The sequence below is a fragment of the Pseudomonas tolaasii NCPPB 2192 genome (assembly GCF_002813445.1).
GTDB lineage: Bacteria > Pseudomonadota > Gammaproteobacteria > Pseudomonadales > Pseudomonadaceae > Aquipseudomonas > Aquipseudomonas tolaasii.
The window spans coordinates 1,129,055-1,153,690 of record NZ_PHHD01000001.1 but is presented as its reverse complement, the minus strand read 5'-3'; the positions used below and the strand labels follow the sequence as shown (position 1 = coordinate 1,153,690).

Below are 24,636 nucleotides of genomic sequence, written 5' to 3'. Positions count from 1 at the left end.
GAGACAACTCCATGAGCCTCAATATTTTCTGGTTTCTGCCTACCCACGGCGACGGCCATTACCTTGGCACTGCCGAAGGCGCTCGCGCCGTCGACCACGGTTATTTGCAGCAAGTGGCCCAGGCCGCTGACCGTCTGGGTTTCGGTGGCGTGCTGATTCCGACCGGCCGCTCCTGCGAAGACTCGTGGCTGGTGGCCGCCTCGCTGATCCCGGTGACCCAGCGTCTGAAATTTCTCGTTGCCCTGCGCCCGGGGATCATTTCCCCGACGGTGGCGGCGCGCCAGGCTGCGACGCTGGATCGTCTGTCCGGTGGCCGTGCGTTGTTCAACCTCGTCACCGGCGGTGACCCTGAGGAATTGGCCGGCGACGGTTTGTTCCTCAGCCATGAAGAGCGTTATCAGGCCTCGGTGGAATTCACCCGCATCTGGCGCCGTGTGCTGGAAGGCGAAACCGTGGATTACGACGGCCAGCACATCAGCGTCAAGGGCGCCAAATTGCTCTACCCACCGATCCAGCAACCGCGTCCGTCGCTGTATTTCGGCGGCTCCTCCGAAGCCGCCCAGGACCTGGCAGCCGAACAGGTGGAAATGGTGCTGACCTGGGGCGAGCCACCGGCCGCCGTCGCGGAAAAAATCGAACAGGTGCGTGCCAAGGCCGCCAAGCTGGGGCGTACCGTGCGCTTCGGCATTCGCCTGCATGTGATCGTGCGTGAAACCAACGAAGAGGCGTGGAAAGCCGCCGACAAACTGATTTCCCATCTGGATGACGACACCATCGCCCGTGCCCAGGCTTCCCTGGCGCGTTTCGATTCCGTCGGCCAGCAACGCATGGCCGCTCTGCATGGCGGCAACCGCGACAACCTCGAAGTCAGCCCCAACCTGTGGGCGGGCGTGGGCCTGGTGCGCGGTGGTGCCGGCACCGCATTGGTGGGCGATGGCCCGACCGTGGCCGAGCGCGTGAAAGAATACGCAGCGCTGGGCATCGACACGTTTATTTTCTCCGGTTACCCACACCTGGAGGAGTCGTATCGCGTCGCGGAACTGCTGTTCCCGCACCTGGATATCGAACGTCCCGAGCTGCCGAAAAGCGCCGGTTACGTGAGCCCGTTCGGCGAAATGGTCGCCAACGATATTCTTCCCAAAGCTGCGTCACAGAGCTGAGGCGCCGCCATGAACCTTGAAAAGTTAAGCCACCGCGTGGCGCCCTGGGTGCTGCCGATTTTATTGCTGGCGATATGGCAGCTATCAGTGTCGGCGGGCTGGTTGTCGACGCGCATTCTGCCGGCGCCGAGCGCGGTGATCGAAGCCGGGATCAACCTGGTACGCAGCGGTGAAATCTGGACGCACCTGGCCATCAGTGGCTGGCGTGCGGGCCTGGGCTTTGTGATCGGTGGCAGCATCGGCCTGGCCCTGGGCTTTATCACCGGTTTGTCGAAGTGGGGCGAGCGCCTGCTGGACAGCTCGGTGCAGATGATCCGCAACGTGCCGCACCTGGCGCTGATTCCGCTGGTGATCCTGTGGTTCGGCATTGACGAGACCGCGAAGATTTTCCTGGTCGCCCTCGGCACGCTGTTCCCGATCTACCTGAACACCTACCACGGCATCCGCAACGTCGACCCGGCGTTGGTGGAAATGTCGCGCAGCTACGGTTTGTCCGGTTTCAGCCTGTTTCGCCAGGTGATTTTGCCGGGCGCGTTGCCGTCGATTCTGGTGGGCGTGCGGTTCGCGCTGGGCTTCATGTGGCTGACGCTGATCGTGGCGGAAACCATCTCGGCCAGCTCCGGCATCGGCTACCTGGCGATGAACGCCCGTGAATTCCTGCAAACCGACGTGGTGGTGCTGGCCATCGTCATGTACGCGATCCTCGGCAAGCTCGCCGACCTCGCCGCCCGTGGCCTTGAGCGTGTATGGCTGCGCTGGCACCCGGCTTACCAAGTGAATAAAGGAGGTGCGGCATGACCGCTCAACAACCTCCGCGCCTGCTCAAAGGCATTCCGCTGGCGGTGCGCAAACTGCGCAAGGCCTTTGGTGCGCGGGAAGTGCTCAAAGAGATTGATCTGCATATTCCGGCGGGCCAGTTCGTGGCCGTGGTCGGCCGCAGTGGCTGCGGTAAAAGTACCTTGCTGCGCCTGCTCGCGGGCTTGGACAAAGCCAGCGGCGGCGAGCTGCTGGCTGGGTCTGCACCGTTGAGCGAGTCGATCGAAGACACGCGATTGATGTTCCAGGAAGCGCGCTTGCTGCCGTGGAAAAAGATCATCGACAACGTGGGCCTGGGCCTTAAAGGCGACTGGCGCCCCAAAGCCCTGGAAGCCCTGGAAGCGGTCGGCCTGGCCGAGCGCGCCAATGAGTGGCCGGCGGCTCTGTCCGGCGGGCAGAAGCAACGTGTGGCCCTGGCGCGCGCACTGATTCACCAGCCGCGCCTTTTGCTGCTCGACGAGCCGCTGGGCGCACTGGATGCCCTGACCCGCATCGAGATGCAGCAACTGATCGAGAACCTCTGGCAGAAGCACGGTTTCACCGTGTTGCTGGTGACCCACGACGTCAGCGAAGCCGTGGCCATTGCCGACCGGGTGATCCTGATCGAAGACGGCGAAATCGGCCTGGACCTGATCGTCGACCTGCCGCGCCCCCGCGCCCGTGGCTCACATCGCCTGGCTGCGCTGGAAGCCGAAGTGCTCAACCGTGTGCTGTCGCTGCCCGGCTCACCGCCGGAACCCGAACCTGTTTCACCGCTGCCTACGCAATTGCGTTGGGCTCAATAACTCACTTGTCCCCTGAAGGAAGAAGACCATGACTATTAAAGCCATCAACGTGCGTAACCAGTTCAAAGGCACCATCAAGGAAATCGTCGAAGGCGACGTGCTGTCGGAAATCGACGTGCAGACCGCGTCCGGCATCGTGACTTCGGTGATTACCACCCGCTCGGTCAAAGAGCTGGAACTGGTGATTGGCAGCGAAGTGATTGCATTCGTGAAGTCCACCGAGGTGTCGATCGCCAAGTTGTGACCTCAGGCCCGCCATCACGGGCAAGCCCGCTCCCACCTTTTGATATGTGAACACAGTCAATGTGGGAGCTGGCTTGCCTGCGATGAGGCCCGTTTGGGCAAATACGCTGGCAAATACAGCCCCACATACGCATCAAACACCCGCATGCCTTCCTCGGCCATGCGCGACGTGATCTGCCCGTGCTGGTGGATCGAACGTGCATACACGCGGTCACTCAGCTCCAGTGCCAGGGCGAATACGTCCACGTCATTTGGCAGCGTCGGCACTTCGAAGTGGCGGCTGAACACGGCCAGCATCAAATCCCCCAACTCCAGATCATGCTGACGATCCGCCTGGGTCACTTCGGTCAGGCCGTGCTGCGCCAAAATCAGCTGGCGCGCGGCGGCGTCGTGCTCGTAGATGGTGAGCATGCGCTGTTCCACGATGTACGACAGGTCACGCCAGTGCTTGAGCGAGGCATGATCGATGGGCGCCTGGATCGCCGCGCGAAAGGCCGCGTGCACATCTGCCGTCAGCGCCTCCAGCAACGCCGGTACGCTGGCAAAAAAGTGATACACCGACGACGGCGGAATGTGCGCACGCTCGGCCACGCTGTAGATCGACAAACTCGCCACGCCTTCGGCGGCCAGCAAGGTGCGGGCGGCGTCGAGAATCGCGTCGATCCGGCCCTGGCTGCGGGCGCGGGGTTTGCGAGGGGCGGCGGGGCGGGTGGTCATGGAAGTCTCCTACAAGGCTGCGGGCATTGTACGCGACCTGATGATCGTTCCCACGCTCAGCGTGGGAATGCCTTACTGGACGCTCCGCGTCCGCTCTTGGGACGCAGAGCGTCCCTGGCTGCATTCCCACGCGGAGCGTGGGAACGAGATTGCAGTGCAAAAAAATGCCGCAGGCCATAAGCCTGCGGCATTCTTTTAACGCAGCAACCGCTTACACGGTATGCAGGTACCAGTTGTACTCAAGGTCGGAGATGGAGTGTTCGAACTCTTCCAGCTCACTTTCCTTACAGGCGACGAAGATATCGATGTACTTCGGATCGATGTACTTGGCCATCACCTCGCTGTCGTCCAGCTCGCGCAGGGCATCGCGCAGGTTGTTCGGCAGGCTTTGTTCGTTCTGCTCGTAGCTGTTGCCTTCCACCGGTGCGTTCGGCTCGATTTTGTTGGTCAGGCCGTGGTGCACGCCTGCCAGCACCGAGGCCATCAGCAGGTAAGGGTTGGCGTCGGCACCGGCCACGCGGTGTTCGATACGTACCGCGTCGGACGAGCCGGTCGGTACGCGGATCGCCACGGTGCGGTTGTCCAGGCCCCAGCACGGCGAGTTCGGCACGTAGAACTGTGCGCCGAAACGACGGTAGGAGTTGACGTTGGGGCACAGGAACGCCATCTGGGCGGGCAGGGTCTCGAGCACACCGCCGATCGCGTGACGCAATGCGGCGTTCTGCTCGGGATCCTCGCTGGCAAAAATATTTTTGCCGTCCTTGTCCAGTACGGAAATGTGCACGTGCAAACCGTTGCCTGCCTGGCCCGGGTAAGGCTTGGCCATGAAGGTGGTGTCCATTTCATGGTCGTAGGCGATGTTCTTGATCAGGCGCTTGAGCAATACGGCGTAGTCGCAGGCCTTGATCGGGTCGGCGACGTGGTGCAGGTTCACTTCGAACTGCGCCGGGGCACTTTCCTTGACGATGGCGTCGGCCGGGATGCCTTGCTCTTTGGCACCTTCCAGAATGTCCTGGAGGCAGTCGACGTATTCGTCGAGGTCGTCGATCAGGTAGACCTGTGTCGAGTGCGGGCGTTTGCCGGAGATCGGCGAGCGGGGCGGTTGTGGGCGGCCGTTCACGTTCTCCTGGTCGATCAGGTAGAACTCGAGCTCGAAAGCGGCGCAGATGGTCAGACCGAGGTCGTCAAATTTGCTTACAACTTGGCGGAGCACTTCACGCGGATCGGCGAAGAAAGGTTCACCTTCAAGTTCGTGCATGGTCATCAGCAGTTGCGCGGTAGGGCGCTTTTGCCAGGGTTCATTGCACAGGGTGTCGGGGATTGGATAACAGATTCGGTCAGCATCACCGATATCCAGACCCAGGCCGGTGCTTTCCACCGTCGAGCCGTTGATATCCAGAGCAAATAGAGAGGCAGGCAGGTTAATGCCCTTCTCGTAAACCTTGTGGAGGCTGGTGCGTTCGATGCGCTTGCCGCGCACCACACCATTCATATCCGCAATTAGAAGGTCTACGTACAGAACCTCAGGATGATCCTTAAGGAACGCGTTCGCTTCGTTAAGCTGAACGGCACGCGGGGGTACCGACATGATGCAACACCTTTGTTGTTAAAAATATCAATCATTGATCTTTTCTGGTTTCAGTCAACCCGAACGGCATGCCGAAGTCAAGCGAGGCCTTTTTTGCCCTAAAAAAGCGCCTTGAAGCCTTTTTTGGGGCTTTTTGGGGCGGTTTTTTGGGTTTGAAGGGCTTGGGACTCGCAGGCTTGAGCGGGCCGTGTTGTATTTTTTACGGGGGTGTTGTGTAAAAAAATGAACAAGGCTAAGCTCGATTCAAACCCATAACAGCAATAATACCGGGGTGCTTCATGTCTCGCCTGCCGTTAATCGGCGTCACCGCCTGCTCCAAACAGGTCGGTCTGCATGCTTATCACATCAGTGGCGACAAATATGTCCGTGCAGTGGCCACCGCTGCCAAGGGCTTGCCATTGATCATTCCGTCCCTCGGTGATCTGCTCGACCCGGCCAATATTCTTGACGGTCTGGACGGCATCCTGTTTACCGGCTCTCCTTCCAATATCGAACCCTTTCACTACGACGGCCCGGCCAGCGCGCCCGGGACTGCTCATGATTCTGCACGGGACCAGACCACCCTGCCGTTGCTGCGTGCCGCGATTGCGGCAGGCGTCCCCGTGCTGGGCATCTGCCGGGGCTTCCAGGAAATGAACGTGGCGTTTGGCGGCAGCCTGCACCAGAAGGTTCATGAAGTGCCGGGCATGATGGATCACCGCGAAGACGACACCCAGCCGCTGGACGTCCAGTACGGCCCGGCGCACGCCGTGGCGATCTCCCCGAATGGGGTATTGGCAAGCCTGGGGTTGCCGCAGACGATTCAGGTCAACTCGATCCACGGGCAGGGCGTTGACCGCCTCGCGCCAGGTTTGCAGGTCGAGGCCACGGCGCCCGATGGCTTGATCGAAGCTTTTTCTTACACGTCGGGCAAGGCTTTTGCTTTAGGAGTGCAATGGCACCCCGAATGGCAGGTAAGCTCTAACCCGCACTACCTCGCGATCTTCCAGGCCTTTGGCACGGCTTGTCGAAAGCGGGCGATGCAACGCGACGCGGATGCTGCGTCAACTTACGCCTGACCTTTAATGGATGTCAGGAAACCCAGCCCAGAGGCATTTATGAGTAACAACCTCGACCAGCTCACCGATTGGTTGAAAGACCACAAGATCACAGAAGTCGAATGCATGATTGGCGACCTCACGGGCATCACCCGGGGCAAGATCTCGCCGACCAACAAGTTCATCGCCGAAAAAGGCATGCGCCTGCCCGAGAGCGTTCTGTTGCAGACCGTGACCGGCGACTATGTCGAAGACGACATCTATTACGAATTGCTCGACCCGGCCGACATCGACATGATCTGCCGCCCCGACCAGAACGCCGTGTTCCTGGTGCCGTGGGCCATCGAGCCGACCGCTCAGGTGATCCACGACACCTACGACAAGCAAGGTAACCCCATCGAGCTGTCGCCGCGCAACGTGCTCAAGAAAGTCCTCAAGCTCTATGCCGACAAAGGCTGGCAGCCCATCGTGGCGCCGGAGATGGAGTTCTACCTGACCAAACGCTGCGAAGACCCGGACTTCCCGCTGCAACCGCCGATCGGCCGCTCCGGTCGCCCGGAAACCGGTCGCCAGTCCTTCTCTATAGAAGCCGCCAACGAATTCGACCCGCTGTTCGAAGACGTCTACGACTGGTGCGAGCTGCAGGAGCTTGACCTCGACACGCTGATCCACGAAGACGGCACGGCGCAGATGGAAATCAACTTCCGTCACGGCGACGCGCTGTCCCTGGCCGACCAGATCCTGGTGTTCAAGCGCACCATGCGTGAAGCCGCGCTCAAGCACGACGTGGCCGCCACCTTCATGGCCAAGCCGATGACCGGTGAGCCCGGCAGCGCGATGCACCTGCACCAGAGCATCATCGACATCGCCACCGGCAAGAACGTCTTCTCCAATGAAGACGGGACCATGAGCCAGCTGTTCCTCAACCACATTGGCGGCCTGCAGAAATTCATCCCTGAATTGCTGCCGCTGTTCGCGCCCAACGTGAACTCGTTCCGCCGCTTCCTGCCGGACACCTCGGCGCCGGTGAACGTGGAGTGGGGCGAAGAAAACCGCACCGTGGGCCTGCGCGTACCGGATGCCGGCCCGCAGAACCGTCGTGTGGAAAACCGCCTGCCGGGCGCCGACGCCAACCCGTATCTGGCGATTGCCGCCAGCCTGCTGTGCGGCTACATCGGCATGGTTGAAGGCCACAACCCGAGTGCGCCTGTGGTGGGCCGTGGTTACGAGCGCCGCAACCTGCGCCTGCCGTTGACCATCGAAGACGCGCTGGAACGCATGGAAAACAGCAAGACCATCGAGAAATATCTGGGTCAGAAATTCATCACCGGCTATGTCGCGGTCAAGCGGGCCGAGCATGAAAACTTCAAGCGCGTGATCAGTTCGTGGGAGCGGGAATTCCTGCTCTTCGCCGTCTGATGCGCCGGGCGCGCTGTGGGAACAGCGCGCCCTCACCTGAAACATCTAGGAGATTGGTATGTCCAGCAACAACCCGCAAACCCGTGAATGGCAAGCCTTGAGCAGCGATCATCACCTGGCGCCGTTCAGCGATTTCAAGCAATTGAAAGAGAAGGGCCCACGGATCATCACCAAGGCCCACGGCGTTTACCTGTGGGACAGCGAAGGCAACAAGATCCTCGATGGCATGGCCGGCCTGTGGTGCGTAGCGATCGGATACGGTCGCGATGAACTGGCTGACGCCGCTGCCAGGCAGATGAAAGAACTGCCGTACTACAACCTGTTCTTCCAGACCGCTCACCCGCCGGTGCTGGAGTTGGCCAAAGTCATTGCCGACGTGGCGCCAGCGGGCATGAACCACGTGTTCTTCACCGGTTCGGGCTCCGAAGGCAACGACACCATGTTGCGCATGGTCCGCCACTACTGGGCGATCAAGGGCCAGCCCAACAAGAAAACCATCATCAGCCGCAAGAATGGCTACCACGGCTCCACCGTGGCCGGCGCCAGCCTGGGCGGCATGACCTATATGCATGAACAGGGCGACTTGCCGATTCCGGGCATCACCCACATCGCCCAGCCGTACTGGTATGGCGAAGGCGGCGACATGAGCCCGGAAGAGTTCGGGGTGTGGGCCGCCAACCAGCTGGAAGAGAAGATTCTGGAAGTCGGCGTGGACAATGTCGGTGCCTTCATTGCCGAGCCGATCCAGGGCGCCGGTGGCGTGATCGTGCCGCCAGACACCTACTGGCCGCGCATCAAGGAGATCCTCGCCAAGTACGACATTCTGTTTGTCGCCGACGAAGTGATCTGCGGCTTCGGCCGTACCGGCGAGTGGTTCGGCAGTGACTTCTACGGCCTCAAGCCGCACATGATGACCATCGCCAAGGGTCTGACCTCGGGCTACATCCCCATGGGCGGCCTGATCGTGCACGACGACGTGGTGGCCGTGCTCAATGAGGGCGGTGATTTCAACCACGGCTTTACCTATTCCGGTCACCCGGTGGCCGCCGCGGTGGCGCTGGAAAACATCCGCATCATGCGCGATGAAAAAATCGTCAGCCGGGTCCACGAAGAAACGGCACCGTATTTGCAGAAACGTCTGAGGGAACTGGCTGATCACCCGCTGGTGGGTGAAGTGCGCGGTGTGGGCATGCTCGGGGCGATTGAGCTGGTGCAGGACAAAGCCACGCGCAAACGCTATGAAGGCAAAGGTGTGGGCATGATTTGCCGCACGTTCTGCTTCGAAAATGGCCTGATCATGCGCGCCGTGGGCGACACCATGATCATTTCGCCGTCGCTGGTGATCAGCAAGGTGGAAATCGACGAGCTGGTGACCAAGGCTCGCCACTGCCTGGACCTGACTTTGGCGGCATTGCAGGGCTAAGTGCTAGGCTCAGCACGCAGGCTTTCGGGCGCTGCGTGCCGGGCAGTTATAAATGAGGCTTTGGTTGAAAGCCGGCCTCTTAACTTGCCAGACTGTCGCCCTGTTTTGTTGCCCTTGGACGGGCCGCTTAACGATGAAGAATGTGGCCCAAAAAGAAAAAATCGGAGCATCACCAAATGAAGGCATTAGGTTTGAAGAACGCTGGCAAGACCCTCCTCGCCTTGTCCCTGATGGGCGCAATGGCGGGCGCGGCCCAGGCAGACGATAAAGTGCTGCACGTCTACAACTGGTCCGACTACATTGCACCGGACACCATCGCCAACTTTGAAAAAGAGTCGGGCATCAAAGTGGTGTACGACGTTTTCGACAGCAACGAAACCCTGGAAGCCAAGTTGCTGGCAGGCAAGTCCGGTTACGACATCGTCGTACCGTCGAACAACTTCCTCGCCAAGCAGATCAAGGCCGGCGTTTACCAGGAGCTGGACAAGTCCAAGCTGTCCAACTACGACAACCTGAACAAATCCCTGCTCAAAGCCGTGTCGGTCAGCGACCCGGACAACAAGCACGCTTTCCCGTACATGTGGGGCTCGATCGGCATCGGTTACAACCCGGAGAAGGTCAAGGCTGCGCTGGGCGTGGACAAGATCGATTCGTGGGATGTGCTGCTCAAGCCGGAAAACATTGCCAAGCTGAAAAGCTGCGGCGTGAGCTTCCTGGACTCGCCGACCGAAATGCTGCCAGTGGCGTTGCATTACCTGGGCCTGCCCACCGACACCCAGAAAAAAGCCGACCTGAAACAGGCCGAAGACCTGTTCCTCAAACTGCGCCCTTCGATCGGTTACTTCCACTCGTCCAAGTACATCTCGGACCTGGCCAACGGCAACATCTGCGTAGCCGTGGGTTATTCGGGTGACATCCAGCAGGCCAAGTCCCGTGCGGCTGAGGCCGGCGGCAAGGTGAAAGTGGCCTACGACATTCCGAAAGAAGGCGCCGGCAGCTTCTTCGACATGGTCGCCATCCCTAAAGATGCCGAAAACGTCGACGCGGCCTACAAGTTCATGAACTACCTGCTCAAGCCGGAAGTCATGGCTTCGATCACCAACAGCGTGCGTTTCCCGAACGGTAACGAGAAAGCCACCGCACTGGTCGACAAGGACATCACCAGCGACCCGGGCATCTACCCGCCAGCGGACGTGCAGGCCAAGCTCTACGCCATTGCCGACTTGCCGGCTGCAACCCAGCGTGAAATGACACGCAGCTGGACCAAGATCAAATCGGGCAAATAAGCCCTGAAACCTGTGGAGGGGCAGTCGGACTGCTCCTCTCACACATTAAATGACAGAAAGTTTTGCCGGATCGGTTTATCGAGGGTAAGTTGCGCGCCGGTTTTGTTGCCGGGCAACAACTTTAAGGCCCAACTATTTAAGAGGACCTCCACTTGCCAATTTCTTTATTTCGCAAAGCCATGCTGGCGGGTGCAGGTATCACGCTGGCAATCAGCGTGCAGGCTGCGCCTACCGTGCATATTTATAACTGGTCGGACTATATCGGCACCGACACCCTGGCCAATTTCGAAAAGGCCACCGGCATCAAGCCCGTGTATGACGTGTTTGATTCCAACGAAACCCTGGAGGGCAAGTTGCTGGCCGGGCGCACCGGTTACGACGTGGTGGTGCCGTCCAACCATTTCCTCGGCAAGCAGATCAAGGCCGGGGCGTTTCAAAAGCTCGACAAGTCATTGCTGACTCATTATTCCAACCTTGACCCGGTGCTGCTCAAGCGCCTGGAAAAGAACGACCCGGGCAATCAATACGCGGTGCCATACCTGTGGGGCACCAACGGCATTGGTTACAACGTCGATAAGGTGAAGGAAGTGCTGGGCGTCGACCATATCGACTCCTGGGCGGTGCTGTTCGAACCGGAAAACATGAAGAAGCTCGCCACCTGCGGCGTGTCGTTCATGGACTCGGCGGATGAAATGCTGCCGGCGGTGCTCAACTACATGGGCCTGAACCCCAACAGCACCAACCCTGAGGACTACAAGAAGGCCGAAGAAAAGCTGCTCAAAGTGCGGCCTTACGCGACCTACTTCCACTCATCCAAGTACATCTCGGACCTGGCCAACGGCAACATCTGCGTGGCGGCGGGTTTCTCCGGCGACGTGTTCCAGGCCAAGGCCCGCGCGAAAGAAGCCGGCAAAGGCATCAACATCGCCTACGCGATTCCGAAAGAAGGCGGCAACCTGTGGTTTGACGTGCTGGCGATCCCGGCGGATGCCGCCAACGTCAAAGAGGCCCACGCCTACATCAACTATTTACTGCAACCTGAAGTGATCGCTCAGGTCAGTGATTACGTCGGTTACGCCAACCCTAACCCAGGGGCGGACAAACTGATGGAGCAATCGATACGCACTGACGCAGCGGTTTACCCACCGCAGGCGGTGCTCGACCGGACATTCGTCAACTTCGAGCTACCCCCGAAAGTGCAACGTTTGATGACCCGTAGCTGGACCAAGGTCAAGACGGGCAAGTAAAACTCAACTTATCCAGGGTTCGTCCGCATTGGGCGAACTGCACTCTTTTTTTCTGGGAGTTTCGTAAATGGCAGTTGCCTCCGGCGCCTATAAGAAAGCCCTCGAGGGCGACCAGACACCGAAAAAGGTGTTGGTCAAAATCGACCGGGTCACGAAGAAGTTCGACGAGACGATTGCCGTGGACGATGTGTCCCTGGAAATCAAAAAAGGCGAGATCTTCGCCTTGCTCGGCGGTTCGGGTTCGGGCAAATCCACCTTGCTGCGCATGCTCGCAGGTTTCGAACGCCCGACTGAGGGGCGCATTTATCTCGACGGTGAAGACATCACCGACATGCCGCCCTACGAGCGGCCGATCAACATGATGTTCCAGTCCTACGCCTTGTTCCCGCACATGACCGTGGCGCAAAACATCGCCTTCGGCCTGCAACAGGACAAGATCCCCAAGGCCGAGATCGATGCCCGCGTGGCCGAAATGCTCAAGCTGGTGCAGATGAGCCAGTACGCCAAGCGCAAGCCGCACCAGCTGTCCGGTGGCCAGCGTCAGCGTGTGGCTCTGGCTCGTTCCCTGGCCAAACGCCCGAAATTGCTGCTGCTCGATGAGCCGATGGGCGCACTCGACAAGAAGCTGCGTTCGCAGATGCAGCTTGAGCTGGTAGAGATCATCGAGCGCGTGGGCGTGACCTGCGTGATGGTGACCCACGACCAGGAAGAGGCCATGACGATGGCCGAGCGCATCGCGATCATGCACCTGGGCTGGATCGCCCAGATCGGCAGCCCGATCGACATCTACGAAACCCCGACCAGCCGCCTGGTGTGCGAGTTCATCGGCAACGTGAACATCTTCGACACCCAGGTGGTGGATGACGCCGAAGGCCATGCAGTGCTCAAGTGCGCTGACCTGGACCGCGACATCTACGTGGGCTACGGCATTGCCACCTCGGTGGAAGACAAGTCGGTGACCTACGCCATCCGCCCGGAAAAACTGCTGGTCACCACCGAAATGCCGACCTGCGAGCACAACTGGTCCAGCGGCAAGGTGCACGACATCGCCTACCTGGGCGGCCACTCGGTGTTCTACGTAGAGCTGCCGAGCGGCAAACTGGTGCAGTCCTTCGTCGCCAACGCCGAGCGCCGTGGCCAGCGGCCGACCTGGGGTGACCAGGTGTACGTGTGGTGGGAAGACGACAGCGGCGTGGTACTTCGCTCATGAATATGAAGAAGCTCAAACGCCGCCTGCAACGAATAACACCCGGTGGCAAACATGTTGTCATCGGGATCCCGTTTCTCTGGCTGTTCCTGTTCTTCATGCTGCCGTTCTTCATCGTATTGAAGATCAGTTTTGCCGAAGCCGACGTGGCCATTCCGCCGTACACCGAGATCTACACCTTCGTTGAGCAAAAGCTGCAACTGGTGCTGAACCTGGGCAACTACGCGATGCTCGGCGATGACGAGCTCTACATCGCCGCGTACCTGGGCTCGCTGAAAATGGCGTTCTTCAGCACGCTGCTGTGCCTGCTGATCGGCTACCCGATGGCCTACGCCATTGCCAGTGCGCGCAAGGAAATGCAGACCGTGCTGGTGCTGCTGATCATGATGCCGACCTGGACCGCGATCCTGATCCGCGTGTATGCGTGGATGGGCATTCTCAGCAACAACGGGTTGCTCAACGGCTTCCTGATGTCGATGGGGCTGATCAACGAACCGCTGCAGATCCTCAACACCAACATTGCGGTGTACATCGGCGTGGTCTATTCGTACCTGCCGTTCATGATCCTGCCGCTGTACGCCAACCTGGTCAAACACGACCAGAGCCTGCTGGAAGCCGCCTCCGACCTGGGTTCGAGCACCTTCAACAGCTTCTGGAAAATCACCGTGCCGCTGTCCAAGAACGGCATCATCGCCGGCTGCATGCTGGTGTTTATCCCGGTGGTGGGCGAGTTCGTGATCCCGGAACTGCTCGGCGGCCCGGAAACCCTGATGATCGGTAAAGTGTTGTGGCAAGAATTCTTCAACAACCGTGACTGGCCTGTGGCGTCTGCCCTGGCAGTGGTGATGCTGGCGATCCTGATCGTGCCGATCATCCTGTTCAACCGCAGCCAAGCCAAAGAGATGGAGGGCAAGATATGAAGCGTTTCAGTTTCTCAAGCTTCATGCTGGTAGCGGGCTTGTTGTTCATTTACCTGCCGATGCTGATCCTGGTGATCTACTCGTTCAACGAATCCAAGCTGGTGACGGTGTGGGGCGGTTGGTCGGTGAAGTGGTACGTGGGCCTGCTGGACAATACCCAGTTGATGGGCTCGGTGGCACGCTCGCTGGAAATCGCCTGCTACACCGCCGTTGCGGCGGTGGCGTTGGGTACGCTGGCGGCCTTTGTGCTGACCCGCATCAGCCACTTCAAGGGTCGCACGCTGTTCGGCGGCCTGGTGACGGCGCCGCTGGTCATGCCCGAAGTGATCACCGGTCTGTCGCTGTTGCTGCTGTTCGTGGCCATGGCGCAGATGATCGGCTGGCCCCAGGAGCGTGGCATCGTGACCATCTGGATCGCCCACACCACGTTCTGTGCGGCGTATGTGGCGGTGGTGGTGTCGGCGCGCCTGCGCGAGCTGGACCTGTCGATTGAAGAGGCGGCGATGGATCTGGGCGCACGGCCGTGGAAGGTGTTCTTCCTGATCACCATCCCGATGATCGCGCCGTCGCTGGCGGCGGGCGGCATGATGTCGTTCGCGCTGTCGCTGGATGACCTGGTACTGGCCAGCTTCGTGTCGGGCCCGGGCTCGACCACCTTGCCGATGGAAGTGTTCTCGGCCGTGCGCCTTGGGGTTAAACCCGAGATCAACGCCGTGGCCAGCCTGATTCTGTTGGCGGTGTCGCTGGTGACTTTCCTGGTGTGGTTCTTCAGCCGGCGTGCCGAAGAGATGCGCAAGAAGGCCATTCAGCAAGCCATCGAAGAAGCGGCGGCGGACGGCTGGCAACAGCCCGACAAGCGCCGCGCGCCGGCTCCGGTCTAGCGGTACATGATCGTTCCCACGCTCCGCGTGGGAACGCCTCCTGTGACGCTCTGCGTCACGCTTTGGACGCAGAGCGTCCCTGACTGCATTCCCACGCAGAGCGTGGGAACGATCAAGTCAGGCAGTCCACGGCGATTTACGAATGACTTCCACAAAATTCATCGGCTTGAACCCCGGCTCCTGATCCACCAGCACATCCGTCTTCACGTTGCCAAACGTAGTTTGCGGGCGATGGCGCAAGCCGTCGGCGAACGCGCAGATGATGCACTCCTTGAAGCCCTCACCACGCGGGTGCGCATGCACCACGGCTTCGCGCTGCACGGTGGAAAACGCCGCGTAATCCATGCCCAGCACGTCCATCTCCACACCTGCAGTGACCAGCGCCACGGTCGGGCGCAGATGCTGCGGCACCCCCGGCGTGGTGTGCAGGGCGATGGACAACCACACTTGTTCGATATCGTCATCGCTCAGGCCATAAGGCTTGAGGAAGGCCGCCGCTGCGTTGGCGCCGTCCACTTCAAAGCGCTGGTCGTCACTGCGATGGCCTTCCACCAGGCCGAGGTCGTGGAACATCGCGCCGACGTAAAGCAGTTCCGGGTTGTAGGCCAGTTGCTTGCGCTCGCCGCTCAACGCGCCGAACAGGAACACGCGGCGGGAGTGGTGGTACAGCAGGTCGGATTCGACGTCACGGATGTATTCGGTGGTGGCTTTGGCCAAGGCGCTGTCCGGGATCCGGATGCCGGCGATGGTGGTGCTCATGGTCGTTCTCCTCAACAAAGCGCCGGGGGTGGCGCCGATGAGTCCAGTCTGGTCGCGTGCCCGCGAAGGGGCTATCGCCGGAAGGGTGCGATCCCGGCCAATGTGCCGTCACATCGTGCCATGGGCGTACGCAATCAAATGTGGGAGCTGGCTTGCCTGCGATAGCATCAACTCGGTATACCTGATACACCAAGGTGTCTGCATCGCAGGCAAGCCAGCTCCCACAGGGTTTCATGTCCGCCAGTCATAAGGTTTCGCCATGCAGAGAACCGTCGCCATCCTGATCTTCCCCGGTGTCCAGTCACTGGACGTGACCGGGCCCATGGATGTGTTCTGCGAGGCCAACCGTTTCTTGCCACCCGAAGACCATTACCAGCTGGAAGTGCTTGGCCTGGGCCACGGCAGCATGGCCGCCTCCAATGGTTTGTCGTTGCAGGCCCACCGGCATTACCGCGAAGCGCTGCAAGCCTACGACCTGCTGCTGGTTGCCGGTGGCCCGCAATTGCCTTTCGAGGATTTCGGCGCCGAATTTGATGACTGGCTGCGTGGCGCCTCCCAACGTGCACAACGCTTCGGGTCGATCTGCAACGGCGCCTTCATGCTCGCGCGCGCCGGGTTGCTGGACGACAAAACCGTCACCACCCACTGGAACGACGCCGCAGGCCTGGCGCGGTTGTGCCCGACGGCGCAGGTCGAGGCCGACCGCCTTTATGTGCAGGACGGCAACCTCTACACCTCGGCCGGGGTCACGGCGGGTATTGATCTGTCGCTGTATTTGCTGGCCCAGGACCACGGGCCGGAAGTGGCGCTGAGTGTGGCCAAACGCCTGGTGGTATTCACCCAGCGTTCGGGCGGGCAGTCGCAGTTCAGCCCGTTTCTCACACCCCACGCCGAAACCACCTCGGCGGTGGCGCTGGTGCAGCTCTATGTGCTGGCGAACCTGACGGGGGATTTGACCATTGCCGACCTGGCGCGGGCAGCCAACATGAGTGCGCGCAATTTCTCCCGGGTGTTCGCCCGTGAAGCGCGGATTACGCCCGCCGAGTTTGTCGAGCGCGCGCGCGTGGACGCGGCGCGGGTGATGCTCGAAAGCAGCCCCGCGCCGCTGAAAACCGTGGCCTACCAATGCGGTTTTCGCGACGCCCAGCACATGCGCAGTGTGTTCAACCGCCGGCTGGGCGTCACGCCGCAACAGTTCCGGCTCAACTTTGCGGCGCCGGTTTGAGCGTGTCGTAGGCTTCCAGCGCGCGCAGCGAGTAGATGTACGCAGCGCCCGCGTTCAGCGAGATGGCGGTGGCCAGGGTGGCCGCCACTTCTTCACGGGTGGCACCGGCCTTGATCGCCGCGTCGGCGTGCACGCCGATGCAACCGTCGCAGCGGGTGGTGATGGCCACGGCGATGGAAATCAGTTCGCGGGTCTTGGCGTCGAGGACATTGTTTTCCTCGGCAGCTTCGCCCAGCGCCATGTAGGCTTTGACCATCTTCGGGTTGCTCTTGCCCAGCGCGCCAAAGGCTTTCTTCACGGTGGGCAGCAAGTCGGACCAGTTATTGAACATTGCGGTAACTCCTGAACAGGTTGGGTGTGAAGCCAGTCTCTTCCGTTCGGGGTACGGGATATTGTTCAATCCGCTCATCTTTTTGACCGATGCTCGCAAATGAATTCGATCGACACGCTTATCGCGCTGGCCAACCTGCGCGGCAGTCTGGATTTACGTTGCCAGTTCCAGGGCGATTGGGCGCTGGAACATGCCCCCGAGAACCTCGGCGTGGCGCCTTATCACATCGTGCTCAGCGGTACGTGCCGTGCGGAGCTCACCGGCGGGCAGCACGTGACGCTGGAAGAGGGTGACATTCTGCTGATGCCCGGCGGCGCCACCCATTTGCTGCGCAGCCAGGGCGCGCGCATCCGGCCCATGCAGCCGAAAGTGATCGAGGGCGGCTTGCTCCCTGTGCATCGCCTGGGCGGTGACAGGCCCGAGCTGGACATGCTCTGCGGCAGTTTTCACTACAACCGCCAGTCGTTGCTGTTCGGTGCGTTGCCGGAATTCGTGGTGGTGTCCAGCCGCCAATGGCAGGCCGATGGGCAATTGGCGGCGCTGATCGCGTTGCTGCGCAGCGAAGCGGACGGCCAACAACTGGGCGCCCGTACCTTTATCGACGCGCTGTCGTCGGCGCTGTTCACCCTGATTCTGCGCACTTGGCTGACCCGTCAGGCGCCGGTTGCAGGCACTTTCGCGTTGCTGGCCGACAAGCGCCTGAGCAAAGCCTGGCAGGCGATGCTGGCCGAGCCGGGCCATGAGTGGACCATCGACACGCTGGCCGCCGCCGCGAGCATGTCGCGGGCAACCTTTATGCGGGCGTTTGTGAAGGTGGCCGGCGTGTCGCCGTGGGTATTGCTGACCCAGCTGCGTATGGAGCTGGCATTCAACCTGCTGCGCCAGTCACGCCTGAGCCTGCTGGATATCGCCGCGCAGGCGGGCTACCAGTCCCAGGCGGCGTTCAGCAAGAAATTCAAGGAGACCTACGGCGAGGCTCCCGGGCGATTCCGCGCACAGTAGCCGCTACACCACGCATCAAATGTGGCTGGCTCGCCACAGCAAGCCAGCTCCCACATTGATCGGGTTTACAGTCGGTTATCGAGCTGGCAGTAATTTCAGTGTCCCACGCGTATTCGCCGTCACTTCCTCATCGCTGAAATGCGCCTGCTCATACCCGCCCTCAATGTAGGTTTCCGACTGATCCCCATAGTGCGAATCAAACGGCACGCCGCTTTGCCCCACCGGGTTGATGGTCAGCGCATGGGCCGGGTCGGCGAAGTCGATCAGGCGGCGGGTTGATGGGCCGTAAGTCACCGGCCACGGCGCCGGGCCAATCGCTGCGGTTTGGTTGTTCGGGACTTCGTGGCTGCCGGGAGCTGCGAATGGGCCGACGTTGAAAATCACGTCCAGCGGCTTTTGCATCCCCAGCGGGTGGCCGTGGGTCAGGGTGTGGGCCTTGCCCCACTGCCATTGGCCCGGGTCGTCACCGAAAGTGGCCTTGAGGTGGGCCAGGCTGTTGTCCCAGGCGAGCTTCACGGTGTCGGCGCGCTTGCCGTCCCACCATGGCGAATCCGCCGAGGCGGCCAGGCGCGGCAGCGCAGCGTCGATCACGCGGGTGCCGAGCAGGGTTTTGAACATCGTGTCGCCGAGCTTGGGGTGGAAGGCCGCGTCGGTGAGGTTGAACAGGAACTGGTTGAACAGCGTGGCGCTGGTGGAATCCAGCGGGTAGTCGCCTTTCCACGTCGCCAGTTGATCGACCAGCTTCAACTGCGCCGGGTCTTTGACCACTTCACGCAGCACGGGCAACAGCGGTGCGAGCACGCGTGGGCCATAGGCGGTGGTGGTGCCCAGCTGCAAGGCCTGGCTGTTGTTCACGTCCCACTTCACGCTTTTGTCGCTCAACTGCGCATTCAACTGCTGGCCACGGTCGGCGAGGTTGTAATAGCCGGGAATCTCCATGCCGGTGGGTGAAACCGGCTGGGCGTTGGCGGACACCACATAACCCCGCGCCGGGTTTTCTTCCTGGGGGTTGGCGCTGAAGGGGTAGAAGCCCAGCTTGTCGGCCTGGGCGGTGCTGCCGTCGAGGATAAAGCCAGGGTTGACCCCGGCCGGGCGGATCGGCAACTGCGCCGCCGCCCACCAGCCGATATCGCCCTTGGCATTCGCCCATACGATGTTCAGCCCCGGCGCCGACACCTTGGCCGCTGCCGCGCGGGCCTTGGCCAGGGTGTCGGCGCGGTTGAGCTGGTAAAAACCTTCGAGAATCGGGTTTTGCGTGTCGAGGAATGCCCACCACATGGCAATCGGTGTCTTGCCGGCATTTTCGCCGAGCACGTCATTGATGATCGGGCCGTGGGGCGACTGACGCAGGGTGAGGGTCACCGGCGGCTGGCCCTTCACGGCAATCTGTTGCTCGCTGCTGCTCATGTCGACCCACTGGTCGTGGTACCAGACCTGGTTGGGGTTGGCCGGGTTGACCTTTTCGGCGATCAGGTCGAGGTCGTCGTTCTGGAACATGGTCAGGCTCCAGCCGAAATCCAGGTTGTGCCCCAGGAACGCCACCGGCACCAGCGCATTGTGGTAGCCATACAGCTCAAAGCCCGGCGCCGAGAGTTGCGCCTCGTACCACACCGACGGCACCGAGAAACGGATGTGCGGGTCACCCGCCAGCAACGGCTTGCCGCTCTTGGTGCGACTGCCGCTGATAGCCCAGGCGTTGCTGCCTTCGAACTGCGGCAAGCCGTTGTCGGCCAGGGCCTTGTCGCTCAGGGTGGCGAGGGCGTCGAGGCTGTTCCAGTCGCCGGCGGCCAGGTTCAGCGCGCCTTTGGGCTGCCAGTCGAGGTCGAAGACTTTCAGGTAATCGCCGCCCAACTGGTCGCGGATGTAAGTCAGCAAGGGTTCTGTACGAAACGCGGCGGCAAAGCTGTAGGCCAGGTAGCCGGCGACACTGATGGTGTCTTCGGCGGTAAAGCGGCGTTTGGGGATGCCCAGCACGTCGAACTCCATCGGGCTGGCGTGGCTGTCCTGGTATTGGTTGATCCCGTCCAGGTACGCCTGCAGCGCCTTCCACGCGGCCGAGTCGTGGTCCATGTGCTCCACGTAACTCAAGGCGCGCTCGCGAATACGCAGGCTGCGAAACAGCTTGTCGGTCTCCAGCACCTTCGGGCCCAGCACTTCGGCCAGTTCGCCACGGGCCAGGCGGCGCATGATTTCCATCTGGAACAGCCGGTCCTGGGCGTGCACATAGCCGAGGGCGCGATACAGGTCGGCCTCGTTCTCGGCGCGAATATGCGGTACGCCGCGGTCGTCATAGCGCACCGTCACCGCACCTTGCAGGTTGGCCAGGGTTTCGGTGCCCTGGCGGGTCGGTTGCTTGCTGTACACATACCAGCCGGCACCGGCCATGAGGGCGGCAATCAGCAGAGCGAACACGGTCAGGCTGCGTTTCATGGACGGTCCTTGAGTCAGTCACCTTGAAGGTCAACGGAGTCTAATGGGTTTGGCGCGGGCTCGGGGAATTGCTGCTGTGACAGCCGAGGTTCAAGTGGAGAACACCCCTGAGCGGCTATTATTCCACCTGTCATCTTTGAGCTTTTTGCCATGACCTGCGCTCAGCAACCCCCTTCAGATCCCGGCCGCCCCGAGGTGGACTATGCGTGCTGCCTGGAAGCGCCGTCGCTGATCGGCCGTTTTTTGCAGCACCCGCCTGTGGGCTTTGACGCGCGCTTGTCCGAGCAGGGCCTGCCGTATTTCTTTACGCCCTTCGACCTGCTGACCACTGCCGACGATGAATTCGTGGCGCGTGTGCGCGGCTGGCCGGGGTATGCGCTGTGGAGTGCATGGCTGCGCATCGACAGCTGCTTCGTGGGCACCACGGTCAGCGAATACGCGCCGCTGCCCCAGGCTGTTGCGCCCCGGCAACTTGCACAGTGGCTGCAGGAAACATGCGCGCCGCAGCGCAAACTCACTGTGATCAAGGACGTGCCGTGCGACTCGCCGCTGCTCAGTGCCGAGGAAAATGCCTACGCCAAAGCCCTGATCGACGACTGCACCCGGCGCGGGTTTATTAGCCTGGAAGGCCAGGCGCTGGCCTATGTGCCGATCAACTTCGACACGGTTGATGAGTACCTGGCGCGCTTGTCCCACAGCCGTCGTCGAAACATCCGACGCAAACTGCGCAGCCGCGAGGCGATGCGCGTGGAAATTCTCGAAACCGGTGACCCGCGCTTCAATGATGAGGCCTGGCTGGCGCAGTTGTACGCGCTGTACCGGGCGGTGTACGACCAGAGCGAAATCCATTTCGACCTGTTGACCCCGGAATTCTTCAGCGGCGTGCTCAAAGACGCCGCCAGCAACGGGCGCGTGTTCTGCTACTGGCATTGCGACGAATTGCTCGGCTACAACCTTTGCTATGTGCAGGGCGACAAGCTGCTCGACAAGTACATCGGCCTCAATTACCCGCTGGCGCTGGAGTTCAACCTGTACTTCGTCAGCTGGTTTGTAAACCTGGAATACGCCTTGAGCCACGGCCTGAAATTCTACGTGGCAGGCTGGACCGACCCGCAGGTCAAGGCCAGCCTCGGCGCCGACTTCACCTTTACGCGGCATCTGGTGTGGATTCGCAACCCGTTGCTGCGCAAGCTGGGCAACCGGTTCCGCCATCATTTTGAAAGCGACAACCAATGGCATCAGGAGCAAACCTCATGAGCCCGGCCCGCCCGCCGCTGATTCTGGATTTCGACGGCGCCGTCAGCGATATCCCCGGCGCCATCACCTTGCCGCTGCACGCCTGGCAGGAAAAAATCCGCTTCGGCTGCCGCTGGGCGCAGTTCAAGGAACTGGAAAACGCCCTGCACTCGCAAATGCCCCGCGACTACGGCTGCGTGTTCACCGGCAGCGGCGACTACCACCACCTCAGCCAACTGTTGCTGAACCGCCTGCCGGCGCAACAGCGATTCCAGCTGATCATTTGCGACAACCACCCCGACAACATGCGCTACCCCTTCGGCATTCACTGCGGTTCGTGGGTGTACTGGGCCAGCCGCTTGCCCCAGGTCGAGCATGTGCATGTGCTGGGCATTGGTTCCCAGGACATCGGCCTGGGTCATGCCTGGGAGAACCACTGGTCGCCGCTGCTCAAGGGCAAGCTGACTTACTGGAGCGTCAATGTTGATACGCGCTGGATGAACTGGGTTGGAGCCGGGCGTGGCAATCGAGCGTTCGGCAATCCTGATGAGTTGATGCAGGCGTTTCTCGCGCAGTTCGACCGTTCATTGCCGGTCTACTTGTCCATCGACAAAGACGTGTTGAGCCCCGAAGTGGTCAACACCAACTGGGATCAGGGCGAGTTCCTGGAGCGCCATTTGAATGATTTGATCAGCGCCTGCGAGGGCCGGATTATCGGCGCGGACATCACCGGGGATGTGTCGGCCTACAGCTATGAAAGCAAGTTCAAGCGCTGGTTGAGTGCGTCCGATGGCCAGGAGGAATTGCCGGCGGCGCAAGTGCAGATCTGGCAAGCGCAGCAGAACGCACTGAACAGCCGCTTGGTGGCGCGCATCAATCAGGGCTGGCGACAATCGCCTTGAGCCGACTCAGGATCTGTTCGAAGTGATCGTCGGTGAGCCAATGGCTGTTGCTGATCGACAGCGTGCGGCGGGCGAAGGCTTCGGCCTGGTTGATCTCGCTGCCGGGTTGCAACAGCGCGGCCACGGCGGGGTAGCCGGGCAAGGTGTGGATAAACAGGCGCGTCACGCCCAACCCTGAGGTCCACAGTTGCGCCATCGCCGCATCGCGGGTTTGCGCACTCGGCATCACCACCATCAGGAAGGGCCAGGTGCCTTGCTGCCCCGGCCGGTCCATGATCACCGAGACGCCGGGCAGGGCATTCAGGCGTGCGGCGCGGCGCAATGCGCGGCTGCGGCCTTGCTGCAAGTGGTCGGGCAAGCGTGCCAGCGCGGCGGCGCCGACCTTGCGGCGATAACCGCCGAGCCGGTGCAGCGGGATATCGTCGACCGAGAAATCATCGCCCACGGCGGCCACTTCATCACCCTGCGCCAGCGCAGTGCGCAAGCCTTTGCCGTACGCGTAATACAGCCCGCGTGGTTGATACAGCAGTGCATAACCCCACAGCTCGGCACTGCGTTGCAGCTCCCAGCGCAGGCTCAAAGGCAGGCTGTTTCGGCATTGGCGATGCAATGCCTGATGCAGTACCGGGTCGCGGCTGAACAGTACGCCGCCTTCTGCCGTCGTCAGGCCTTTGCCCAAGGCCATGCTGAAAAAACCGACGTCGCCCTTGAGCCCCACGCTGCGGCCGTCGTCGAGTGCGCCCATGGCCTGGGCGGCGTCCTCGATGATTGCAGCACCGACGCGGCTGGCAATGCGCTGGGCCGCGTCCACATCCGCCACACGCCCGGCGAGGTGCGTGACCACCACCGCGAGGGTGTTTTCATCGCACAGTTGCGCCAGTTGGCGCTCGTCCAGGTCGATACTGCCGGGCTGCAGATCACAGGGCACCACTTGCAGCGGCGGGCAGTGGTGCGCAGCCAACGCGACCAGCGGGCAGGTGTAGGCGGGCACGATCAGGCGGGTGCGGCCCGGCATGCGTTGCTGCAGCACGCGCAGGGCGATGATCAGCGCGGCGGTGCCGGAGCAGGGCAGTGCGGGCATTGGAATCGAGAATTGCCGGGCCAATGCCGGGGCCAGTTCGCCCGAGAGGCCGAGCAAATCCCGCCAGCGCAGAGGCAGCCCTGCGGTGGGCGGAATTTCCCGTGGAATCATTACGCGAGTGCGTCCGAACGGTCGGCTTCGACGACCTTTTCAGCTTCGTCTTCACTGCGCGCCAGGCACAGAATGCCCGCGATAATCAGCGCGCCGCCGATGATTTTCGGCCAGGTCAGGCTGTCATCGAACAGCCAGACGGAAATCAGCGTCACGCTGATCAGTTCCAGGTGCGAGGCCGCAAAGGCCGGGCCCACGGGCGCGTATTTAAGCAGGGTCATCCAGGTGAAGAACGCGCCGATGTAGCCCACAAAAGCGCCGTAGATCCACGGCGCGCCAAACACGCGGATCAGCCACGCGGTGTCCATCGCCAGTGGTTCGGCGTGTACCGAGGCGAACTTGAAGCTGACCTGCGCCAGGGTGTCGAAAAGGATCAGCGCGAGAAAACCCAGGATATAGAAACGTTTCATCATTCAAACCCTACGACGGTCACGCCACAGGCGATCAGCAGGATGCCGATCAACCGCCACTTGCTCAGGCTTTCTTTGAACAGAAAACGCCCGGCAATCATGATCACCACAATATTGATCGAACCCAGCATCACGCCGACCGACAGCGGCACCAGCGACAGAAACGCCAGCCACAGCACGAATTCGAAGACATAGCAGATCACGCCGACCCAGATCCAGGGGCGCTTGAGCATGTGCTTCCAGTGGGCGATGCCGTCATGTTCGGCGCTGTTTGAGGCGGCGGCCTTGAATGCCAGCTGGCCGGATGTATCAACGATGACGTTGAGTAACCAGAGGATGATGGTTAACTGGCTCATGTGTCCCTGTCGTCTGCCTGAAATCGAGCTGAAATCCTAAGATACAGCAGGCTGTCGGCCGGGT

At 61.2% G+C, this 24,636-nt stretch carries 25 protein-coding genes; 17 read left to right on the top strand and 8 right to left on the bottom strand.

The window, feature by feature from the left end:
• The first annotated feature begins 11 nt into the window (after window positions 1-11).
• Genes ssuD through ATI14_RS05400 form a run of 4 tightly spaced genes read left to right on the top strand, consistent with a single transcriptional unit; the run spans window position 12 to window position 3,005 of the window.
• Complete coding sequence (gene ssuD / locus ATI14_RS05415) at window positions 12-1,160, top strand: FMNH2-dependent alkanesulfonate monooxygenase (RefSeq protein WP_080520156.1); 1,149 nt, start codon at window positions 12-14, stop codon at window positions 1,158-1,160.
• 9 nt (window positions 1,161-1,169) lie between these two features.
• Entirely contained in the window at window positions 1,170-1,958 is a 789-nt protein-coding gene (ssuC, locus tag ATI14_RS05410) for an aliphatic sulfonate ABC transporter permease SsuC (protein ID WP_016973046.1), read from the top strand.
• Window positions 1,955-2,761: an aliphatic sulfonates ABC transporter ATP-binding protein gene (ssuB, locus tag ATI14_RS05405; RefSeq protein ID WP_016973045.1), complete on the top strand. Its 807-nt coding sequence runs from the start codon at window positions 1,955-1,957 to the stop codon at window positions 2,759-2,761. The genes ssuC and ssuB overlap by 4 nt, the downstream gene beginning before the upstream one ends.
• A gap of 28 nt (window positions 2,762-2,789) precedes the next feature.
• A complete protein-coding gene (locus tag ATI14_RS05400) occupies window positions 2,790-3,005 on the top strand; it encodes a TOBE domain-containing protein (protein ID WP_003213899.1) in 216 nt (71 codons plus the stop codon).
• Between the two features lie 56 nt (window positions 3,006-3,061).
• Here ATI14_RS05400 and ATI14_RS05395 read toward each other — a convergent pair whose 3' ends face one another.
• Window positions 3,062-3,721, bottom strand: a complete 660-nt coding sequence (locus ATI14_RS05395) for a TetR/AcrR family transcriptional regulator (RefSeq protein ID WP_016973044.1) — start codon at window positions 3,719-3,721, stop codon at window positions 3,062-3,064.
• On the opposite strand from ATI14_RS05395, the gene ATI14_RS05390 reads away from it, so the two are divergent.
• Window positions 3,720-3,920 (top strand): hypothetical protein, encoded by a 201-nt coding sequence (locus ATI14_RS05390; protein WP_016973043.1) that lies wholly within the window; start codon window positions 3,720-3,722, stop codon window positions 3,918-3,920. The genes ATI14_RS05395 and ATI14_RS05390 overlap by 2 nt on opposite strands.
• Before the next feature lie 12 nt (window positions 3,921-3,932).
• Here ATI14_RS05390 and ATI14_RS05385 read toward each other — a convergent pair whose 3' ends face one another.
• Entirely contained in the window at window positions 3,933-5,309 is a 1,377-nt protein-coding gene (locus tag ATI14_RS05385) for a glutamine synthetase family protein (RefSeq protein ID WP_016973042.1), read from the bottom strand.
• Window positions 5,310-5,587: 278 nt separating this feature from the next.
• On the opposite strand from ATI14_RS05385, the gene ATI14_RS05380 reads away from it, so the two are divergent.
• The 8 genes from ATI14_RS05380 to ATI14_RS05345 all read left to right on the top strand — a co-directional run bounded on the left by ATI14_RS05380 (window position 5,588) and on the right by ATI14_RS05345 (window position 14,729).
• Window positions 5,588-6,367, top strand: a complete 780-nt coding sequence (locus ATI14_RS05380; protein ID WP_016973041.1) for a gamma-glutamyl-gamma-aminobutyrate hydrolase family protein — start codon at window positions 5,588-5,590, stop codon at window positions 6,365-6,367.
• A 39-nt stretch (window positions 6,368-6,406) separates the two neighbouring features.
• A complete protein-coding gene (locus tag ATI14_RS05375) occupies window positions 6,407-7,765 on the top strand; it encodes a glutamine synthetase family protein (protein WP_003176780.1) in 1,359 nt (452 codons plus the stop codon).
• 58 nt (window positions 7,766-7,823) lie between these two features.
• The gene (locus tag ATI14_RS05370; protein WP_016973040.1) at window positions 7,824-9,188 is read left to right on the top strand and encodes an aspartate aminotransferase family protein; all 1,365 of its coding nucleotides are present in this window, start codon (window positions 7,824-7,826) and stop codon (window positions 9,186-9,188) included.
• Between the two features lie 191 nt (window positions 9,189-9,379).
• A complete protein-coding gene (locus ATI14_RS05365) occupies window positions 9,380-10,474 on the top strand; it encodes a polyamine ABC transporter substrate-binding protein (RefSeq protein WP_026083135.1) in 1,095 nt (364 codons plus the stop codon).
• 152 nt (window positions 10,475-10,626) lie between these two features.
• Window positions 10,627-11,721, top strand: coding sequence for a polyamine ABC transporter substrate-binding protein (locus tag ATI14_RS05360; protein WP_080520155.1), 1,095 nt, complete (start codon window positions 10,627-10,629; stop codon window positions 11,719-11,721).
• A 67-nt stretch (window positions 11,722-11,788) separates the two neighbouring features.
• Window positions 11,789-12,931: an ABC transporter ATP-binding protein gene (locus ATI14_RS05355; protein ID WP_016973037.1), complete on the top strand. Its 1,143-nt coding sequence runs from the start codon at window positions 11,789-11,791 to the stop codon at window positions 12,929-12,931.
• On the top strand, window positions 12,928-13,848 hold the full coding sequence (locus ATI14_RS05350) for an ABC transporter permease subunit (RefSeq protein WP_016973036.1): 921 nt from the start codon (window positions 12,928-12,930) through the stop codon (window positions 13,846-13,848). The genes ATI14_RS05355 and ATI14_RS05350 overlap by 4 nt, the downstream gene beginning before the upstream one ends.
• Window positions 13,845-14,729: an ABC transporter permease subunit gene (locus tag ATI14_RS05345; protein ID WP_016973035.1), complete on the top strand. Its 885-nt coding sequence runs from the start codon at window positions 13,845-13,847 to the stop codon at window positions 14,727-14,729. The genes ATI14_RS05350 and ATI14_RS05345 overlap by 4 nt, the downstream gene beginning before the upstream one ends.
• Before the next feature lie 117 nt (window positions 14,730-14,846).
• On the opposite strand, the gene ATI14_RS05340 is transcribed toward ATI14_RS05345, so the two are convergent.
• Complete coding sequence (locus ATI14_RS05340; RefSeq protein WP_016973034.1) at window positions 14,847-15,488, bottom strand: HD domain-containing protein; 642 nt, start codon at window positions 15,486-15,488, stop codon at window positions 14,847-14,849.
• A 259-nt stretch (window positions 15,489-15,747) separates the two neighbouring features.
• Here ATI14_RS05340 and ATI14_RS05330 point away from each other — a divergent pair, with 259 nt between their 5' ends.
• Window positions 15,748-16,713 carry a GlxA family transcriptional regulator gene (locus ATI14_RS05330; RefSeq protein ID WP_016973033.1) on the top strand — a complete coding sequence of 322 codons (966 nt, stop codon included), beginning with the start codon at window positions 15,748-15,750 and terminating at the stop codon, window positions 16,711-16,713.
• Here the strand turns inward: ATI14_RS05330 and ATI14_RS05325 are convergent.
• Window positions 16,691-17,044 (bottom strand): carboxymuconolactone decarboxylase family protein, encoded by a 354-nt coding sequence (locus ATI14_RS05325; protein WP_016973032.1) that lies wholly within the window; start codon window positions 17,042-17,044, stop codon window positions 16,691-16,693. The genes ATI14_RS05330 and ATI14_RS05325 overlap by 23 nt on opposite strands.
• Before the next feature lie 99 nt (window positions 17,045-17,143).
• Between ATI14_RS05325 and ATI14_RS05320 the strand changes: the two genes are divergently transcribed.
• Window positions 17,144-18,046, top strand: coding sequence for an AraC family transcriptional regulator (locus ATI14_RS05320; protein WP_016973031.1), 903 nt, complete (start codon window positions 17,144-17,146; stop codon window positions 18,044-18,046).
• A gap of 75 nt (window positions 18,047-18,121) precedes the next feature.
• Here ATI14_RS05320 and ATI14_RS05315 read toward each other — a convergent pair whose 3' ends face one another.
• The gene (locus tag ATI14_RS05315) at window positions 18,122-20,476 is read right to left on the bottom strand and encodes a penicillin acylase family protein (RefSeq protein WP_016973030.1); all 2,355 of its coding nucleotides are present in this window, start codon (window positions 20,474-20,476) and stop codon (window positions 18,122-18,124) included.
• A gap of 150 nt (window positions 20,477-20,626) precedes the next feature.
• Here ATI14_RS05315 and ATI14_RS05310 point away from each other — a divergent pair, with 150 nt between their 5' ends.
• The gene (locus tag ATI14_RS05310; protein WP_080520154.1) at window positions 20,627-21,733 is read left to right on the top strand and encodes a GNAT family N-acetyltransferase; all 1,107 of its coding nucleotides are present in this window, start codon (window positions 20,627-20,629) and stop codon (window positions 21,731-21,733) included.
• Window positions 21,730-22,614: an arginase family protein gene (locus ATI14_RS05305; RefSeq protein ID WP_016973028.1), complete on the top strand. Its 885-nt coding sequence runs from the start codon at window positions 21,730-21,732 to the stop codon at window positions 22,612-22,614. The genes ATI14_RS05310 and ATI14_RS05305 overlap by 4 nt, the downstream gene beginning before the upstream one ends.
• Here ATI14_RS05305 and ATI14_RS05300 read toward each other — a convergent pair.
• From ATI14_RS05300 to ATI14_RS05290, 3 genes are read right to left on the bottom strand one after another with little or no spacing between them, the layout of a single operon-like run.
• Window positions 22,586-23,806, bottom strand: coding sequence for a DegT/DnrJ/EryC1/StrS family aminotransferase (locus ATI14_RS05300; RefSeq protein ID WP_016973027.1), 1,221 nt, complete (start codon window positions 23,804-23,806; stop codon window positions 22,586-22,588). The two genes, ATI14_RS05305 and ATI14_RS05300, sit on opposite strands and share 29 nt — an antisense overlap.
• A complete protein-coding gene (locus tag ATI14_RS05295; protein ID WP_016973026.1) occupies window positions 23,806-24,216 on the bottom strand; it encodes a DMT family transporter in 411 nt (136 codons plus the stop codon). Before ATI14_RS05295 ends, ATI14_RS05300 begins: the two co-directional genes overlap by 1 nt.
• The gene (locus tag ATI14_RS05290) at window positions 24,216-24,572 is read right to left on the bottom strand and encodes an EamA family transporter (RefSeq protein ID WP_016973025.1); all 357 of its coding nucleotides are present in this window, start codon (window positions 24,570-24,572) and stop codon (window positions 24,216-24,218) included. The genes ATI14_RS05295 and ATI14_RS05290 overlap by 1 nt, the downstream gene beginning before the upstream one ends.
• Window positions 24,573-24,636: the final 64 nt, after the last annotated feature.

Excerpts from the sequence above, each read along its gene's own strand:
- ATI14_RS05325 (WP_016973032.1), bottom strand. The coding sequence starts at position 17,044 with ATGTTCAATAACTGGTCCGACTTGCTGCCCACCGTGAAGAAAGCCTTT.
- ATI14_RS05355 (WP_016973037.1), top strand. The coding sequence starts at position 11,789 with ATGGCAGTTGCCTCCGGCGCCTATAAGAAAGCCCTCGAGGGCGACCAG.
- ATI14_RS05350 (WP_016973036.1), top strand. The coding sequence starts at position 12,928 with ATGAATATGAAGAAGCTCAAACGCCGCCTGCAACGAATAACACCCGGT.
- ATI14_RS05315 (WP_016973030.1), bottom strand. The coding sequence starts at position 20,476 with ATGAAACGCAGCCTGACCGTGTTCGCTCTGCTGATTGCCGCCCTCATG.
- ATI14_RS05330 (WP_016973033.1), top strand. The coding sequence starts at position 15,748 with ATGCAGAGAACCGTCGCCATCCTGATCTTCCCCGGTGTCCAGTCACTG.
- ATI14_RS05390 (WP_016973043.1), top strand. The coding sequence starts at position 3,720 with ATGGAAGTCTCCTACAAGGCTGCGGGCATTGTACGCGACCTGATGATC.
- ssuD (WP_080520156.1), top strand. The coding sequence starts at position 12 with ATGAGCCTCAATATTTTCTGGTTTCTGCCTACCCACGGCGACGGCCAT.
- ATI14_RS05290 (WP_016973025.1), bottom strand. The coding sequence starts at position 24,572 with ATGAGCCAGTTAACCATCATCCTCTGGTTACTCAACGTCATCGTTGAT.
- ATI14_RS05400 (WP_003213899.1), top strand. The coding sequence starts at position 2,790 with ATGACTATTAAAGCCATCAACGTGCGTAACCAGTTCAAAGGCACCATC.
- ATI14_RS05340 (WP_016973034.1), bottom strand. The coding sequence starts at position 15,488 with ATGAGCACCACCATCGCCGGCATCCGGATCCCGGACAGCGCCTTGGCC.
- ATI14_RS05395 (WP_016973044.1), bottom strand. The coding sequence starts at position 3,721 with ATGACCACCCGCCCCGCCGCCCCTCGCAAACCCCGCGCCCGCAGCCAG.
- ATI14_RS05345 (WP_016973035.1), top strand. The coding sequence starts at position 13,845 with ATGAAGCGTTTCAGTTTCTCAAGCTTCATGCTGGTAGCGGGCTTGTTG.
- ATI14_RS05320 (WP_016973031.1), top strand. The coding sequence starts at position 17,144 with ATGAATTCGATCGACACGCTTATCGCGCTGGCCAACCTGCGCGGCAGT.
- ATI14_RS05300 (WP_016973027.1), bottom strand. The coding sequence starts at position 23,806 with ATGATTCCACGGGAAATTCCGCCCACCGCAGGGCTGCCTCTGCGCTGG.
- ATI14_RS05305 (WP_016973028.1), top strand. The coding sequence starts at position 21,730 with ATGAGCCCGGCCCGCCCGCCGCTGATTCTGGATTTCGACGGCGCCGTC.
- ATI14_RS05370 (WP_016973040.1), top strand. The coding sequence starts at position 7,824 with ATGTCCAGCAACAACCCGCAAACCCGTGAATGGCAAGCCTTGAGCAGC.
- ssuB (WP_016973045.1), top strand. The coding sequence starts at position 1,955 with ATGACCGCTCAACAACCTCCGCGCCTGCTCAAAGGCATTCCGCTGGCG.
- ATI14_RS05310 (WP_080520154.1), top strand. The coding sequence starts at position 20,627 with ATGACCTGCGCTCAGCAACCCCCTTCAGATCCCGGCCGCCCCGAGGTG.
- ATI14_RS05380 (WP_016973041.1), top strand. The coding sequence starts at position 5,588 with ATGTCTCGCCTGCCGTTAATCGGCGTCACCGCCTGCTCCAAACAGGTC.
- ATI14_RS05385 (WP_016973042.1), bottom strand. The coding sequence starts at position 5,309 with ATGTCGGTACCCCCGCGTGCCGTTCAGCTTAACGAAGCGAACGCGTTC.
- ATI14_RS05295 (WP_016973026.1), bottom strand. The coding sequence starts at position 24,216 with ATGAAACGTTTCTATATCCTGGGTTTTCTCGCGCTGATCCTTTTCGAC.
- ATI14_RS05375 (WP_003176780.1), top strand. The coding sequence starts at position 6,407 with ATGAGTAACAACCTCGACCAGCTCACCGATTGGTTGAAAGACCACAAG.
- ssuC (WP_016973046.1), top strand. The coding sequence starts at position 1,170 with ATGAACCTTGAAAAGTTAAGCCACCGCGTGGCGCCCTGGGTGCTGCCG.